Origin of the sequence: Larkinella arboricola, from assembly GCF_003259745.1 — a bacterium.
Classification (GTDB): domain Bacteria; phylum Bacteroidota; class Bacteroidia; order Cytophagales; family Spirosomataceae; genus Larkinella; species Larkinella arboricola.
On record NZ_QLMC01000003.1, the window covers coordinates 885926 to 902721 of the forward strand.

Here is a 16796-nt window from a genome sequence, read left to right on the forward strand (position 1 = left end):
ATTACTCTAGATTCCACCAACAACACAACCTTATCCAGCCCGATGTTATCAGGGTATCTGAACTTGGGAATTAAACCATTATGACAACACTCGAAAATGACTTTTTGAAAGTAAGCGTCCGACCGAAAGGCGCTGAACTAACGTCCATTTATAACAAACAAACCGGCACGGAACACCTCTGGCAGGCCGATCCAGCGGTTTGGCCCTGGCACGCGCCAAACCTGTTTCCGGTAGTGGGCGGTACGCTCGACAACCAGATTACCGTCGATGGTAAAACGTATCCGATGGAACGGCACGGTTTTGCCCGGCAATCCGAATTCACCGTTGTGGAAGCAACCCCCGCCAAAGCCGTATTTTCGCTTCAGGCCAACGAAAAAACGCTGGCGGCTTACCCCTATCAATTTGAGTTCCAGATTGAATACCAGATCGACAACCAGGTTCTGACGGTTATTTACCGCGTGATTAACCAGGAATCAAAGCCGCTTTACTTTTCGGTCGGCGCACACCCGGCTTTTGCCGTACCGTTTTCGCCAGACGAAAAATACGAAGACTATTACCTGGAATTCCAGAAGGAAGAAATGCTGGAACGGCATTTATTATCACCGAAAGGGTATTTCACGGGCGAAACGGAGCCGGTTCTGACCGTTGAAAAACAGTTGCCGCTCACCAACGATTTATTCAATCGGGATGCGCTGGTGTTCAAAAATCTGGATTCGCGGAGCGTGACGATCCGGAGCCGCCACCACGACCGGGCCGTAACAGTCAGTTTTCCGGCGTTTCCGTACGTGGGTATCTGGGCAAAACCGGGCGCGAAATTCGTCTGCATTGAACCCTGGCTGGGATATGCCGACCACGAGGGAACGCCCGCACCCTTTGAGCAGAAAGAAGCCATCCAGCACGTGGAGCCAAACGGCCTTTTTGAAACGGGCTTTACAATTGGGGTCTAAAAAAAGTGGCCGGTGATGGAATCCATCACCGGCCACTTGCCTTGCATTAAAACCGTTTGACTTAGCGTTGCTCGGTCAACAGGTTGAAGAATTCGTCCAGTTTCGGCAGCAGAACGATTTCGGTCCGGCGGTTAGCCTGACGACCTACATCGCTCGTATTGTCTTCTTTCGGGATGTATTCACCACGACCGCCAGCCGTCAAACGCGCCGGAGCTACGCCGAATTCTGATTGCAGCACCCGAACCACCGAAGTAGCGCGCATTACGCTCAGGTCCCAGTTGTCTTTCAGGAATTGCGTTGAGATCGGGTAAATATCCGTGTGGCCTTCTACCAGAACATCCAGGTTGCGGTGGTCGTTGATCACTTGCGCCACTTTGCCCAATACCGTGCTGGCTTGTTTGTTCAGGTTGTAGCTAGCTGAAGGGAACAGCAGTTTGTCCGAAATAGAAACGTACACAACGCCTTTTTTCACTTCTACCTGCACATCGCTGTCGTTGATGTCAGACAGCGAACGTTTCAGGTTTTTCACCAGCAACAGGTTGATGGAATCTCTTCTCTGCGCCGACGAAGATACGTTAGACAGCGTTTCCAGCGATTTACGGATGCTTTCAGCCCCAGCCTTGCTCACAATCGACAGATCGGCCATCCGATCCAGCAGGTTCGTGTTGGTTTTTTTCATGTAATCCAATTGACCCTGCAGATCAGCAATCTGGCTCGATTTGCTTTGGAGCTCGGTGTCTTTCGAATTCAATGAAGTTTGTAGCTCTGCTGATTTTCTGCTACAGTCGGCCAAATCCAATTTTACTTTATCGTGAACGGTCTGCAATTCGGCTAAGCGCTTCTTGCTCGAACACGATGAGATCACAGTTACGAGGGCAATAGCAAACAGGATATTTTTCATGTGACTAGTTAGGAGTAATACAAATATTTTGGGTAAAAGCTTAAGCTCTGCAAGTTACGAAGCAATATGGTAAGGTAGCAAATATAATATTGTATTATTTTAATTTTTAAGTCTTTTCTAATTAATCTGTTGACATTCTAATACTTTTCTAATTTTTGAATTTTCAGAACCGGCTAAGGGCTTTTTCCGACACCGTCAAACCAATTGATAACGAAGAGGTTGCCGCCGGAGAGGGTGCATTACAAACATTGATCGCCCGCTCGGTTTCCAGAATGGCAAAGTCGTCGAGCAAACCGCCCGTACGGTCGCAGGCCTGAGCACGCACCCCCGAACCGCCTTCCACTAGATCATCCTCCTGAATGGCCGGAATCAACTCCTGCAAGGCTTTTGTGAACGCTGACTTGGAGAAGGAACGGTACATTTCGCCCAAACCCGTCTGCCAGTATTTAGCGGCTACCTTCTGGAAACCCGGCCAGCTCAGCGTTTCGTACATCTCCTTCAGATTAACATCCGATTTCCGGTACCCCTCGCGCCCGAACGCCAGCACGGCATTGGGTCCGGCTTCGATGCCCCCGCGCATCATGCGGGTAAAGTGGACCCCGAGGAACGGAAAATTCGGATCGGGAACCGGATAAATCAGGTTACGAACCAGGTACTGCTTTTCGGGCCGGAGTTTGTAATATTCTCCCCGAAACGGAATAATCCGCAAATCAAGCTCCTGACGCTGCGTGAGTTGCGCCATCTTATCAGAATGAAGCCCGGCGCAGTTAATAACCAGTTTGGTTTCGTAGGTGCTCCGGTCGGTTACCACCACCGACAGCGTATTGCCGGGCGTAATCTGGGTTACTTTCTCACCCAACCGGATCTCACCGCCCAACTCGCGGAATTTTTCGGCGTATTTCTCGCAGACCTGCACGTAATCGATAATCCCCGTCTGCGGTACCCACATGCCTTCTACGCCCCGCACGTGCGGTTCAATCTCGTTCATCTGGGGTTGGGTCAGCCTTTTCAGCCCTTCCAGCCCGTTTTGCTGCCCGCGTTCGTACAGGTTGTTCAGCAGCGGCACTTCTTCCGGCTTCGTAGCCACCACAATTTTGCCGCAAAGTTCGTACGGTACGTTTTCCTGCTCGCAGAACTCAATCAGCATCCAGTAGCCGCGAATACAGTTGGTGGCTTTCAAACTGCCGGGTTTGTAGTACAGCCCGGAGTGAATCACTCCGCTGTTATGACCGGTCTGGTGGGCCGCCACCCGATGTTCTTTTTCGAGTACGGTTACGGAAAGATGGGGTCGTTGCCGTTTGATTTGCAAAGCCGTTGCCAGCCCGACAATCCCACCCCCGATTATAACAATATCATTCATAACTTAGTAGGGTTAAACCTATTCGTATATAATAACGCTCAGAACGCTGGATTTAATCTGGAAAAGAAATTTTCCCCATCGTTACGGTTGGCACCCCCTGCCGATTACCGAAGGAGGTGTGGCCGCCCGCAACGGCTTCGTTTGCCAACACCGCAAACAGAACGGCTTCCTTGGCGTCACCCGAAATACCCAGCTCATCGGTATTGGCAAAGCGGAGTCCAGGCAGCAACTCCCGAATGGCGCCGATCAGCACGGGATTGTGCACCCCGCCCCCACTTCCGTAAACCGTGTAGGCTTCGCCCGGCCGGATTACGTTCTGAATGGCTTCGGCAATGGTTTCGGCGCTGAAACGGGTCAGGGTCGCAATCAAATCTTCGGGCAACAAATTTTCCGTTGTCGGGCTGCGCTGCCGGGCCTGCTCCACGTATGCGGTGCTGAACAACTCCGGCCCGGTGGTTTTCGGGAACGGTGCCCGGAAAAACGGGTCCTGTTTCAAGTGAAACAGCAGTTCCTGATTGACTATACCCCGGGTGGCAATGCGCCCATCGGCATCGTAAGGCTGGTCAAAAAATTGACGGGTAAAGGTGTCGATAAGGGTGTTGCCCGGCCCCGTATCGGTCGTAAAAACTTCTTCGGCATTCAGGTTGCCGGGTAGATACGTAAAATTGGCAATGCCGCCCATGTTGAGCATCAGCCGGTTTTCGCCGGGTTGCGAGAAAATAAAATAATCGCCGTATACGGCCAGCGGAGCGCCCTCGCCCCCTTTGGCAATGTGTTTCTGGCGGAAATCGCTCAACGTGGTGATGCCCGTCGTGACGGCTACATGGTCGCCATCGCCGATCTGAAGCGTTGCGTTCGGAAACGTATCGAGCCGATGCTGACTTTTAGGTGCGTGAAAAACCGTCTGTCCGTGGCTGGCAACAAGGTCAACATCGCTGGTTTTCAGGTTCCAGCGGTTCAGGCAATCTGTGATCATCTGGCCGTGAATTCGTCCAAGCCAGGCGTTGAGTAAACACAGATGTTGAAAATCAATTTCTTTTTTGGCAAAAACTTTCCTTATTTCCGCCTTCAGGCCGTCGGTGTAAGCGACGGTTTCAAAATGGGTTAGCGATACATGTGTTTGTGGCCCGCTACCCTGAATACGGCACAGGGCTACGTCCAGACCGTCCATTGAGGTGCCCGACATCAGTCCGATGATCCGGCGTTCCGGGCGTTGAGCGAGCTCATAAAGATGTTGTATTTGGGCGTTCATAGCGGATTGAGTTGGCAAAAGTACCAACTGTAAACTGTAATCGAAACAGGCAACCACGACAACAGAAAACCGTAAACAGCGATGTGGCTGGGAGAAGAACAGTTTGATTTTTTTGAAGGGCTATTTTTTCAGACGCTCGGCCGGTCGGTCGAGGTGCTGGAGGCTCGGTTTCTGGCGGGTGGCAATATCAATACGGCCGCGCAGGTCTTTTCGTCGGAGGGCCTGTATTTCGTCAAATGGAATCCGGAAGACCGTACGGATATGTTTGCCTGCGAAGCCCGGGGGCTGGACCTGCTGCGTGCGACCGACTCAACCTACATTCCGGAAGTAATCGGGTATGGTAAATACCGCGACAAGGCCTATCTGGTTCTGGAATACATCGACCCGGTTGTACCAAAAACCGACTACTGGGAATCATTCGGCCAGTCGCTGGCGTTGTTACATTCACACACCCAATCAAAATTCGGACTCAACTTTGATAATTACATCGGATCACTGCCGCAGCACAACCAATTAACAGACAACGGCATTGCTTTTTACATCGAGCAGCGTCTCCAGCCTCTGGCCGGAATGGCGCTTTATAAGGGACTTCTTTCGAAAGAATTATACGATAAGTTTCAAAAATTATATCATCGTCTGCCGGATTTGTTACCGTCGGAACGACCGGCTCTGCTGCACGGCGATTTGTGGTCCGGCAATGTAATGGTGAACGAAAACGGCGACGTAGCCCTGATCGATCCGGCGGTTTATTACGGTTTGCGCGAAGCCGAACTGGCTTTTACACGGCTTTTTGGCGGTTTCGACGAACGGTTTTATGATGCCTACAACGAAGCGTTTCCGCTGGAAGACGGCTTTCAGGAGCGCATTCCGATTTACAATCTGTATCCGTTGCTGGTTCATCTTAATTTGTTTGGAACAGGTTATCTTAGTGGTATTGAGCGGGTGTTAAACCGGTTCTGAATCCGGATTACACGGGTTCAAGACGATACGATACAGCATGGAAATTAAATCATTTGAAGACTTCAAGCTCAACCGGCAACTTCTGAATGCCATTGAAGAAGCTGGGTATGAGCAGCCTACACCCATCCAGCAGCAGGCCATTCCACTGGCGATGGCGGGACATGACGTGCTGGGAATTGCGCAGACCGGTACGGGCAAAACGGCGGCTTACCTCCTGCCGCTGCTCATGAAAACCAAGTATGCCCAGGGACAACATCCGCGGGTGCTGATTCTGGCCCCAACGCGCGAACTGGTCATGCAAATCGATAAAGCCATTACGGAACTGGGTAAATACACCGACATCCGGCACCTGGCCCTTTACGGCGGTATTGGCCCCAAAGCGCAGATTGAAGCCGTTCAGCAGGGTGTAGATATTCTGGTGGCAACACCCGGACGGTTTTCTGACATATACCACCGGGGTGAAATCGTCGTGAAGCACCTGAACACGATGGTGATGGACGAAGCCGACAAAATGATGGACATGGGCTTTATGCCGCAAATCCGGAAAATTCTGGAGGTGATTCCGGTCAAACGGCAGAATATGCTGTTTTCGGCTACATTTCCGCCAAAGGTAGAAGAACTGTCGTACGAGTTTCTGGAGTTTCCGATGCGGATTGAGGTAACGCCCCAGGCATCGACCGCTGATATGGTGGCGCAAAAACTCTACGCCGTTCCTAACTTCCGCACCAAGATCAACCTGCTGGCGCATCTGCTGAGCGACGAAGCCGTCAACCGGCTCATTGTGTTTACACGGTCTAAAGAAAACGCCGACAACATTTATAAATTTCTGGCCCGCAAGGTGGTTGCCGACAACCGTATTCGCGTTTTACACGCAAACAAAGGCCAGAACACCCGCATTAACGCGATGGAAGCCTTCAAGGAAGGCAATATCCGTGTGCTGGTTACAACCGACGTTACCGCACGGGGAATTGACGTAAACGAGGTCAGTCACGTCATTAACTTCGACGTTCCGCTTATTTATGAGGATTATGTCCACCGCATTGGCCGCACGGGCCGCGCCAACCGCAGCGGAGAAGCCATCACGTTCATGACAATTGCGGAAGAATATCACATCCAGAAAATTGAGAAGATTATTCGGATGGAGATTCCGCGCGAAACCATTCCAGCCGAGGTTCCGATTGCGGAAACACCGTTCGATGAGCAGCAGGGTTACTTGCGGGAAATTGATAATCAGCGGAAGAAAGAAGACCCCACGTTTAAAGGTGCCTTTCACGAGAAAAAAAATATTCCCACCAGAGGACGAAGTGGCCCCGGGGGTGGGCGCCCCACCAAAAGCCCGGCAGCCCGTAGCAGCAAACCCAAATCCGGGCCGGGTCGTCGTCGGAGAACGTAACCGTTTTTTGGTTTTTTGTACTAAATTGAATGCACCAGCGTTCTATAGGGGTTAGTACGTTGAAACGTCACATGAATAATCGGACAAAAGCAATACAGTTTTTCGGTCTTCTGCTTTGCCTCCCGCTGGGCGTTTTCGCTCAGCCCGGACAATTGGTTAGCTCGGCCCGAAAAGTTGAAGCGGACAAGAGTGATACGGTGGTGGAACTTTCCAAGGAAGTCAACTCTGCTAGTGTTAACCCAATGACGGCGCCTTTGTTTGGAGAACAAGGAAAAACAACTGAACATATCGCCTGGGAAGTTCGCTTTTTGAGCGAATGCGACCAGAACTTTACCAATCGGGCAGAAGCCAGCCAGTTCTTTTCAAGCCGTGCCTGGGAGTATCTGACCGAAGGCCAGCTCGATACGGCTGCTTACCGCTTCAATCTGGCCTGGCTCCTGAATACTAAAAATGCCGACCCGTACTGGGGGCTGGGCGTGATCTGTTACCAGCAGAACAAAACCGCCGAGTCGATCCGGCTGTTGAAAAAAGGACTGGAAGTGGCCGATACGAACGCCGTTCTGATGACCGATCTGGCAACGGTGGAGCTGAAGCATTACAAAGAAACCAAAGACAACGAACTGCTCGAAGACGCCATCGAGGTGTTGAACAAGGCACTCAAATACGATTTGACAAACGCCAACACCTTTATGCGGTTGTCGTGGGCCAACTTCGCCAAGGGTGATTATACCGCATCGTGGGAAAACCTGCACAAAGCCCGTTCGCTGGATTTGTCGGCGGTAGACCTGGTTTTTATTCAGGAACTCCGCGAAAAAATGCCCGATCCCAAAGGCTTTTTCAAATGACAGGTCCGCGGACTTTCATCCGCGGACCTGTTCAGGCCATGACCGTTTTCGGGGTTTCGGCCTTTCCACCAGCTTTCTCCTTATAATACCGGATGGTGCGGCCAATCAGCATGCCCCCGATGATGCCGGGCAGGGTCCAGGCGGCTATATCAATCAGATAATGATGGTTGGGCAGGAACCGGGTGTTTACCGTGGCAAAAGCCGTTGCCGTTGCAATGTATGACCCCGCCATTCGGGAGATATGCCCGTAAAACCACTCCATTTTGCCATCTCTGGCTTTTTCCGGATGCCGAATGAGCCGGACATCGTAACGGGCGTTGCTGAACAAAATACCGGCGAAGAAAAAATACAATAGCCCGAAAATGGATAGGTTCCCCGTAGTAAGCCAGCCAATCACGGCCTGCACACCCAGACCGGCCATCGCCACCGACGCTCCCAATGCCAGATAAGCCGCAATCCGATCGGTTACCGTAAACCGGTTCTGCGTTTTTTTCAGCCGTAGAATCCGCCGGCCCGTGAAGCAGAAATAAAAGCTCAGGATGGCAATGAACAGCAGAAACACGGTGCTCGGTTTGAAGAAAACCAGGTAAACAGCCGTCAGGCAGACCAGGGCCATGCACCAGTAGAATAGAAGGCCGGTTAATTTATGCAGTCGGGTTCCTTTTTTCGCGATCATCGGAACAAGCCCAGCCAGTAAAGCCAGAAAGCCGGCGGCAATGTGGACGATCAGCATGGTTTTTAACAGCAGAGTCATGACGGAAAAGCGTTTGGTTATGATCAATTCGTTAAGGCAAACCTACGCGGTGACCGAAAAGCCGTCAAATTAAAGGGATGTGTAACAGCGGTTTGGGACGTTTGGCAAACCGTGGGACCGTTGACAAAGCGGTTGGGATGTTTGGCAAAGAGTTACTGTAACGTTTTCAACTGGGCTACCAGTGTCTCATTGTATTTGCGGGCTACCGGAATCTGAAACATTCCGTCGTATACGTGGAGTTTGTACCCCTGCGCGTTGCCCGTTACCTTCTCCACCCGCTCCAGATTAACAATATACGACCGATGACACCGGACCATTGGGTTACGGCCTGTGGTCGGGTCTCTATCCAGATTAAGCTGGCTCTCCAGCCGGCTAAGGCTGCTGCGAAGCAGGACTTTTACCGGCTGCCCATCTTTCAGATACACCACGGTGGAGTAATTATCGCTGGATTCGATGTACAACAGGTCGGTGGCTGGCAGCGAAAGACGGTCTTTTTCATTTTCGGCGGTTATTGTAATCAAATGCCGTTGTTCAACCGCTGCGGAAATGCTCGGTTCCGGATGGTCACGAACCGGAATCTCGCGGGCCGATTCACGGTATTTTCGAAGCTGAACAATGTAATTAACCACTACCGAAGCCGCCGACGGAAAAATACCGATCAGGAACGTTACGATGAGGGTTCCGGCTAAATCCGGACCGTGAATGGCACTGCCAGTCAGCCACTGAAGGTAGAAGTAGTTGGCCAGCCCGATCAGGGTGATGAGGGTGGTAATCCAGAAAATCTCCCGCCCTACCGTCCAATTCTCGTTATTGAAGTGTTTCGGCAGCAGGCCCGGTATCACCAGGTAGATGAAAGCCGTTATCAGAAAGGTAATACCTCCAAAACCCAGTATTTTGACGATTTTGTAAGGTGTCTGCCAGTTATTTAAGCCAAATGGTTGAAAAATCAGCAGAAATACACCCACAAAAAGGCCAATCCAGAACGCCTTAGCCCACCGCCGACGCGCCGGGTCTTCGCACGGATAAGGCTGATGGAGGAGTTGCCACATAGAATCAGATAAAGGATATAAGACAAGAGAGTAAATGCGTTCTGTCTCCTGCCTCTTCTCTTTATGCTACCCTTAAAACAATTTCCAGCCTGAAATCTGCTGCACAAAGCTCGGAAAGACGGGTGGGTAGAGCAGCACAACGACCAGCACACCGAAAATAGCACCGAATAAGTGGGCATCGTGGTTGATGTTACCCCGTCCGCGCCGGGATTCGTAGAACGAGTAACCCATGTAAAGGGCTCCGAAAATAAAACCGGGGATGGGAATGATGCCCATGATCAGGATTTTTTCGGTTGGGAAAAACATAATGGCTCCAAACAGCAGTGCCGACACGCCCCCCGACGCTCCCAGGGAATTATAATTCGAGCGGCTGCGATGCCGAATCAACGTTGGGACGTCCGAGACAATGATCGAAACCAGATAGAACACCAGCAGATAAATCGCCCCGCTTGGGCCAAACAGAACCCCGAAAACCTGTTCGATTAACGTTCCGAAAAAATAGAGCGTGAACATGTTAAAAATCAGGTGCCCCAGATCGGCATGCACAAAGCCGGAGGTCAGCAACCGGTACCATTGCCCCTTCCGGATTACTTTTTGCGGATTCAGCACCAGGCTGTCCAGAAAGGTTTCATTTTGCCAGCCATAAATGGTAACAAGCGCAGTAATGACGATAATGGCAAGCGTAATAGTCATAGATAGTTTGAATGAGAGTAGGTGGGAATTGAAAAATAGCCTTTTACAGAAAGCCTTAACTTTCCCGACCAATGAGCTGTTCCGTAAAATCCGTCAGCACCGCTTTGCGGTCCGGATTAACCGATACCTGCCCGAAATTAGTAAATCCCTGCGTAAAGTAACTGTTAATTCGTTCTTCGGTCAGTTGGCGGATACCCAATTGGTCGTAGATCGCCGTTACGGCCCGGACTTTCTCCTGTTTGTCAAACTCCGTCGCCCGCAGCCAGCCGGTCAGTTCGGTTTTTAACTCACCTTGAGCCAGTTGCAGGGCTTTGATCAGCAGGAACGTTTTTTTGTTGGCAATGATATCGCCCCCAACCTGCTTTCCGAATTTAACCGGATCACCGTAAACATCCAGCAGATCGTCTTTCAACTGAAAACCCAGGCCGATATTTATTCCGCCTTCGCGCAGCAGCGTACTGGCTTCGTCGTCGGCACCGGCAATAATTGCCCCCAATTCAAGCGCAAAACCCAGCAGAACCGATGTTTTCAGCTTGATCATCTCCATATACTCGTCTTCCGAAACGTCCCAGCGGGTTTCAAAATTCATATCGAGTTGCTGACCTTCACAGACCTCGGCGGCCGTCCGGCTGAAGTGATTCAGGACTTTTTTCAGATACGGCGTTTCGACATCCAGCAGCAGTTGATACGCATTTACCAGCATGACATCGCCCGACAGAATCGCAATGTTGTGGTTCCATTTTTCATGCACCGTCGGCTGGCCCCGGCGCAGCGGAGCCTGATCCATAATATCGTCGTGCATGAGCGTAAAATTGTGGAACACTTCAACGGCCACGGCGGGTTTGAGCGCCTTCCGCCAGTCGTCACCGAACAGGTAAGCGGCCATGACGGTCAGCAGCGGTCGCATACGCTTGCCGCCCAGGTTCATGATGTAGCCAATCGGGTCGTATAATTCGGCGGGTTGCTGGCCGTATTCCGTTTGCTGGATTTCCTGATGAATTGCTTCTAAAAAAACAAGCGGGCTGGTTGTTGAGGTCATGGTTCAAAAATAAAGAAAACTGGCGGGATTAGGAGGGATGAGTGACGAGTTATGAATTAGGAGTGGCAAATTACGGACATAACTCCTTCAGGATAAACCCTGTAAGAACTTCAACGGGTTGCTGGCCGTCGAGCCAGCGGATGGCAATACCGTCGCGTTCCATTTTCCGAAAAAAGGTCATCTGACGTTTGGCAAACTGGTGGATGGCCGTTTCCAGCCGGGTTACCATCGTCGGATAATCCAGCTCACCGCGCAGGTACTGCGTAATGAATTTATATTCCAAACCATAAAAAATCAGTTTTTCCGCTGGAATACCGCGTTCCAGCAAGCGTTCCACCTCCTCGACCATCCCGTTTTGCAGGCGTTCCCGCAAGCGGTTCGAAATCCGTTGCCGACGTACTTCAACCGGCAAGTCGATCCCGAACACCGCGGCATCGGGCAGCGAAACCGTTCCCGAAAAGTCCGGATTCGGATGGCTAGTCAGGTACGTTGCCACTTCAATGGCCCGAATCCGGCGCTTGCGGGTGGACGTATCGGCCCAGGCCGTGTACTCCGGAGGGAACTTTTGAAAGGCTTCAAGCAGTTCCTCGTCGGTCTGGGTTTGCAACATCCGGCGCAGTTCGTCATTTACCGGAACGGCGGTGTAGCGGTGGCCTTTCAGCACGGCTTCGAGGTACAAACCCGTTCCTCCGCAAAGCACCGGCATCCGGCCGCGTTCCAGAATCTGGGAAATCACCCGGCTGCAATCCTGCTGATACTGGTAGAGATTATAGTCACTGCCCGCATCGATGATGTCAATCAGATGATACGGTATTAACTGATTATCAATTTGATACTCTCCTAAATCCTTCCCCGTACCAATGTCCATCCCGCGGTATACCTGCCGGGAATCCACGCTGACAACCTCCCCGTTCAGCCGCTGGGCCACCTGTACCGCCAGCCACGTTTTGCCGCTGGCCGTCGGGCCGAGAATGACACTGATTTTCTGCATAGTCGAACATGGAAATATGGATAGAACGGATTCGCCTAGCCCTTTATTCGTGGGTGTCGGGCGGATCGGCTTTGTCCGTGTTTCGATAAATCTTCACAAACTTACGGCTCCCCGCGTTATAAACCGGAATGTAGCCCTTCGCTGTCATGTCATTTTCTGTCAAACCGTCGGGCAGCCGGTTCGGATAATGGCGAACCCACTCGCCCGGACGAAGCCAGAACGATTTCGGCTCCGTCAGCTCCAGCCGTTGAAACTCCAGTTTTTCGTAGCTCCGGCCATCCGACCAGTCGCGGTCGGCGTACGTCATGATGTCGTCGGGCCGAAAGTCGGTCACGAACGCTTTCAGCAGTTTATCCAGCCCGCCCACCACCGTGCAATCGCGCAAATTGGCAAACCGTACCAGTTCCACCGAGCGGTGCGGAATACCGTCGCGGATGATCTGACGCGGATGGCTGAAGGTAGCAACGGCCACCAGCAGCTCGGCCCCATCGCCCAGTTGCGCCCGAAACTCCGCCGACAAGACCCGAAAATATCGCGCGGGCAGGAATAAGCCGTATTTATATTTGACGTTGGTTACTACCTGCAAGTGATTGGACTCCAGAAACCGGTCGGTGGTTGGCCGGTCAATGCGCCGAACCTGCGTCAGCCGGGCCGGAATTCGCTCGGAGTAGCCCGCCAGCGCCCGAAGCCGGGATACAACAATCGCCGTTTTCTGCCGCCAGACATCCTCCCAGAGATGGATCAGCCGCCAGTTGTCCGCAGAAAACCGTTCGGAAAGTTGCTGAAAAAAATACCGCGAATCCGCTTGCTGATGCCCGTGGGCGTACGTCTTCAGGTCGATGCAGTGAAGAATAACGGACGTATCTGCAACACGAAATAGCCGAAACGGCGTCTCCAGGATTGTAGCGAACGGCTGTAGCGGAACCTGAGCGGAAATGAGATTCTGAACATCATCCGGAAATATTGAGTGGGTGGTTTCCAACGGATTGGCGTAAAAAATTGTCTATAAGGCAGAAGCGACCAGAAAATAAACGAAAAATCAGAAAATACCCTAAATTGCCAGGCTTTGCCTATTTTTAGAAATCCCTAAACGCCCAGACTGGTTCCCTTGCCGATGAAGTATAAAACGCTGCGGATTATTCTGTTCCTTCTGTTGCCGGCATCCACCGTTTTCGGACAACATGCTTCACGGGATAGTCTGTTCCGGGAACAGGCCGTTCGCTACGCCCACAACCGGTATGTCGGCTCCACAATGGATCAGGCCCGGATTTACAACGGAGCCGAGTATGTTGGCCACTCCCCGCGCATCAAAGGTCACCCGTATCTGGATTCGCTCTGGCAGGTTGGGTCAATTACCTACGATGGGGTTGTGTATGACAGCATTCGCATTCTCCATGACCTGGTGAATGATGTGGTTGTAGTGCCGCACCTCGACAGCGTATACCGTGTTCAGTTGCAAAGCATTAAAGTAAGCCGGTTTTCCATTCCCAACCATACCGTCGTTCGAATCGTGCGCGATACGGCCGTAAACAACGGACTTCGGACGGGTTTTTACGACCAGCTCTACAACGGCCGTCTGAAAGTGCTGGCCAGACGGACCAAAACCATCCAGACCAATTTTGTTCAGAATACGGCGAAGGAAGAATACCTGAGCCAAAACAATTATTACATCGGCAAAAACGGTGTTTATTACCCCGTCAAAAGCAAGCGGTCGGTCTTCAACGTGCTGGCCGATCAGAAGAGATCACTCCGCAAATACCTCCGCGAGAATCGCATCAAATTTTCGAAAAACCGCGAAACCGCCATCGTAAAACTAACGCAACAGTACGACGCATCTTCCCGCTAGTTATGACGAAACTCTACCGCACCATTTTTCTGATAACCTGTTTTACGCTTTCATTCGCCGTTGCTTTGGGGCAACAGACCGGCGACAAACCCGTTCGCGGGCCGTTTTCAGGATCGTTCGTGCAATTTGTGCAGGAAGTAGAAAACCAGACCCCTTACCGGTTTTATTACGATCTCAAAAACGTGGACAGCGTGCGGGTTAGTTACCCGGACAACAGCGCGAAGCCGTTAGAGACGGTATTAAAACAGGTCCTCAAAGGAACCAGTCTGTTTTATGCCATCGACGCCCAGAAACGGGTTTTCATCACACCCGAACGCGCTATCCGAACCGAACTGCCCATCGGCTTTTTTGAACGCGGAACGTCTACCGAAGGCGATACCGGCGTGGTAGACTATCTGGCGGAAAAAGAAAAACGGCGGCTGACGCTCGAAACCAGCCTGTTCAACATTGGTCGGCGCCCCCTCCGCCCCGGCAACGCCAACCTGGCGGGCCACATTCGGAATGCCGCTTCCGGCGAACCCGTGATCGGGGCGGCTGTTTACATCGACAAACCCCGGATTGGCGTCATTACCGATCAGTTCGGCTACTACTCGATTACGCTGCCGCGCGGGCGGCACGAACTCCTGCTGCGCAGCATCGGCATGAAGGATACGAAGCGCCAAATCATGCTTTATTCCGACGGAAAACTGGAAATCGAGATGGAGGACGACGTGATCGCGCTGAAGGAAGTGGTGATTGAAGCCGAAAAGGACGTAAACGTGTCGGGCCTGCAAATGGGCCTCGAACGGCTGGACATTCGAACGCTCCGGCAGGTTCCGACGGCCTTTGGCGAAGCGGATCTGCTGAAAGTGGTGCTCACCCTGCCCGGCGTCAAGTCGGTAGGCGAAAGCAACGTGGGCCTGAACGTGCGGGGCGGCTCCACCGACCAGAACCTGATTCTGTACAACGACGCCACCATTTACAATCCTTCGCACCTGTTCGGCTTTTTCTCGGCCTTCAACCCCGACATGATTAAAAGCGTGGAGTTGTACAAAAGCGGCATTCCGTCGCGGTATGGCGGGCGGCTGTCGTCGGTGCTGGAAGTAACCACGCGCGACGGCAACAAGAAAAAGCTGTCGGGTTCGGGCGGCATCGGCGTTCTGACGGGGCGGCTGACGCTGGAAGGGCCCATTATCAAGGAAAAATCGTCGTTTCTGATTGGTGCCCGCTCGACGTATTCCGACTGGCTGCTCAACAGCCTGAAAAACCAGTCCTTCCGCAATAGTCGCGCGGCCTTCCACGACCTGAACGCGCACATTACCCACGAATTCAACGAGAAAAATACGCTTTATATCACCGGTTATTATAGCCAGGACGAATTCCGACTCAACAGCGACACGTTGTACCGCTACAACAACCAGAATGCGTCGGTGAAGTGGAAGCACATTTTCAACACCAAACTCTACAGCGTTTTTACGGCCACAACCAGCCGCTACAAGTATTCGGTAGCCAGCGAGCAGAACCCGACCAACAGCTACCAACTGGGCTTCCAGGTGGACCAGTCGACGTTTAAAACGGATTTCAACTACTATCCGACCACCCGGCATACGATGGACTTCGGCATCAGTTCAAACTACTACAAACTCCGCCCGGGCAGTTTTCAGCCCCTGGGCGGGGAGTCGCTGGTGAAGCCGGATGTGGTGCCCACGGAACAGGCGCTCGAAAGTGCCATCTACGTCGGCGACCGGTTTGATATTTCGCCCCGCCTGTCGATTCACTTCGGATTGCGGTATTCATTGTTTAATTACCTCGGCCCCAAAGACGTGTATGTGTACCCCAACGGTTCGCCCAAAACGGCTACTGGCATTCAGGATACGCTTTCGTACGGAGCCGGGAAAAACATCAAAACCTACCACGGACCCGAATACCGGATTTCGGCGCGTTATGCCTTCACGCCCGACGCGTCGATCAAAGTCAGCTTCAACCGGATGCGGCAGTACCTGCACATGCTGTCGAACACCACGGCCATTTCGCCTACCGACATCTGGAAACTGAGCGATCCGAATATTCTGCCGCAGGTGGGCGACCAATTCTCGCTGGGCCTTTACAAGAACCTGAAAAACAACACCATCGAAACCTCGGTTGAGGGGTACTACAAAACCATGCAAAACGTGCTGGACTTCCGGAGCGGAGCCACACTGCTCATGAACCATCACCCCGAAACGGAGGTTGTCCGGGCGGAAGGGCTGGCCTACGGGGTTGAATTTCTGATCAAAAAGCTCACCGGACGGTTTAACGGCTGGCTGAGTTATACGTATTCCCGCACGTTTCTGCGCGTTGACCGGAGCATTCCGCAGGAACGCATCAACAAGGGCGAGTATTACCCCAGCAATTTCGACAAGCCCCACGATGCCACCTGGGTCGGCAATTACCGCATCAACCGCCGGTTCAGCGTTTCGCTCAACTTTACCTACAGCACGGGCCGCCCCATTACGCTGCCCCTGGCGAAGTACGAGCTGGGTGGTTCGCAGCGGGTTTTCTATTCCGAACGCAACCAATACCGGATTCCGGACTATTACCGCGCCGACCTGTCGCTCAACATCGAAGGCAACCACAAGGTCAAGAAACTGGCGCACAGCTCGTGGACGGTGGCGGTGTACAACCTGACAGGCCGTCGGAACGCCTATTCGGTCTATTTTAACTCGACGGGCGGCTTTGTCCGGGGTTATAAGCTGTCCATTTTCGGGCAACCCATCCCGACCATCACCTACAACTTTAAGTTTTAAG

Annotated in this window: 15 protein-coding genes; 6 read left to right on the plus strand and 9 right to left on the minus strand. The window is 52.3% G+C overall.

Annotated features, from left to right (window positions below; all coding sequences use genetic code 11):
* Positions 1–80: 80 nt before the first annotated feature.
* Positions 81–947 carry an aldose 1-epimerase family protein gene (locus tag LX87_RS15150; RefSeq protein ID WP_111629060.1) on the plus strand — a complete coding sequence of 289 codons (867 nt, stop codon included), beginning with the start codon at positions 81–83 and terminating at the stop codon, positions 945–947.
* 61 nt (positions 948–1008) lie between these two features.
* On the opposite strand, the gene LX87_RS15155 is transcribed toward LX87_RS15150, so the two are convergent.
* From LX87_RS15155 to LX87_RS15165, 3 genes are all read right to left on the minus strand, one after another.
* Positions 1009–1626 (minus strand): OmpA/MotB family protein, encoded by a 618-nt coding sequence (locus tag LX87_RS15155; protein ID WP_229310671.1) that lies wholly within the window; start codon positions 1624–1626, stop codon positions 1009–1011.
* A 385-nt stretch (positions 1627–2011) separates the two neighbouring features.
* The gene (gene lhgD / locus LX87_RS15160) at positions 2012–3208 is read right to left on the minus strand and encodes an L-2-hydroxyglutarate dehydrogenase (RefSeq protein WP_111629062.1); all 1197 of its coding nucleotides are present in this window, start codon (positions 3206–3208) and stop codon (positions 2012–2014) included.
* Positions 3209–3260: 52 nt separating this feature from the next.
* Entirely contained in the window at positions 3261–4460 is a 1200-nt protein-coding gene (locus tag LX87_RS15165) for an anhydro-N-acetylmuramic acid kinase (protein WP_111629063.1), read from the minus strand.
* Between the two features lie 81 nt (positions 4461–4541).
* Here LX87_RS15165 and LX87_RS15170 point away from each other — a divergent pair, with 81 nt between their 5' ends.
* The 3 genes from LX87_RS15170 (at position 4542) to LX87_RS15180 (ending at position 7658) form a co-directional block, all read left to right on the plus strand.
* Positions 4542–5420: a fructosamine kinase family protein gene (locus LX87_RS15170; protein WP_111629064.1), complete on the plus strand. Its 879-nt coding sequence runs from the start codon at positions 4542–4544 to the stop codon at positions 5418–5420.
* 37 nt (positions 5421–5457) lie between these two features.
* Complete coding sequence (locus LX87_RS15175; RefSeq protein ID WP_111629065.1) at positions 5458–6813, plus strand: DEAD/DEAH box helicase; 1356 nt, start codon at positions 5458–5460, stop codon at positions 6811–6813.
* A 242-nt stretch (positions 6814–7055) separates the two neighbouring features.
* Positions 7056–7658: a tetratricopeptide repeat protein gene (locus LX87_RS15180; protein ID WP_229310672.1), complete on the plus strand. Its 603-nt coding sequence runs from the start codon at positions 7056–7058 to the stop codon at positions 7656–7658.
* Positions 7659–7689: 31 nt separating this feature from the next.
* Here the strand turns inward: LX87_RS15180 and LX87_RS15185 are convergent, their stop codons facing one another.
* The 6 genes from LX87_RS15185 to LX87_RS15210 form a co-directional block, all read right to left on the minus strand.
* Positions 7690–8412, minus strand: a complete 723-nt coding sequence (locus tag LX87_RS15185) for a DUF2306 domain-containing protein (RefSeq protein WP_111629067.1) — start codon at positions 8410–8412, stop codon at positions 7690–7692.
* Positions 8413–8564: 152 nt separating this feature from the next.
* Positions 8565–9461, minus strand: coding sequence for a LytR/AlgR family response regulator transcription factor (locus LX87_RS15190; protein WP_111629068.1), 897 nt, complete (start codon positions 9459–9461; stop codon positions 8565–8567).
* A gap of 72 nt (positions 9462–9533) precedes the next feature.
* Positions 9534–10154, minus strand: a complete 621-nt coding sequence (locus LX87_RS15195; protein ID WP_111629069.1) for a rhomboid family intramembrane serine protease — start codon at positions 10152–10154, stop codon at positions 9534–9536.
* A 55-nt stretch (positions 10155–10209) separates the two neighbouring features.
* The gene (locus tag LX87_RS15200; RefSeq protein ID WP_111629070.1) at positions 10210–11193 is read right to left on the minus strand and encodes a polyprenyl synthetase family protein; all 984 of its coding nucleotides are present in this window, start codon (positions 11191–11193) and stop codon (positions 10210–10212) included.
* 70 nt (positions 11194–11263) lie between these two features.
* Complete coding sequence (gene miaA, locus LX87_RS15205; protein WP_111629071.1) at positions 11264–12184, minus strand: tRNA (adenosine(37)-N6)-dimethylallyltransferase MiaA; 921 nt, start codon at positions 12182–12184, stop codon at positions 11264–11266.
* A gap of 43 nt (positions 12185–12227) precedes the next feature.
* Positions 12228–13166 carry a hypothetical protein gene (locus LX87_RS15210; protein ID WP_111629072.1) on the minus strand — a complete coding sequence of 313 codons (939 nt, stop codon included), beginning with the start codon at positions 13164–13166 and terminating at the stop codon, positions 12228–12230.
* Between the two features lie 132 nt (positions 13167–13298).
* Between LX87_RS15210 and LX87_RS15215 the strand changes: the two genes are divergently transcribed.
* On the plus strand, positions 13299–14030 hold the full coding sequence (locus tag LX87_RS15215; RefSeq protein WP_111629073.1) for a hypothetical protein: 732 nt from the start codon (positions 13299–13301) through the stop codon (positions 14028–14030).
* 2 nt (positions 14031–14032) lie between these two features.
* Positions 14033–16795, plus strand: a complete 2763-nt coding sequence (locus LX87_RS15220) for a TonB-dependent receptor (RefSeq protein WP_111629074.1) — start codon at positions 14033–14035, stop codon at positions 16793–16795.
* Position 16796: the final 1 nt, after the last annotated feature.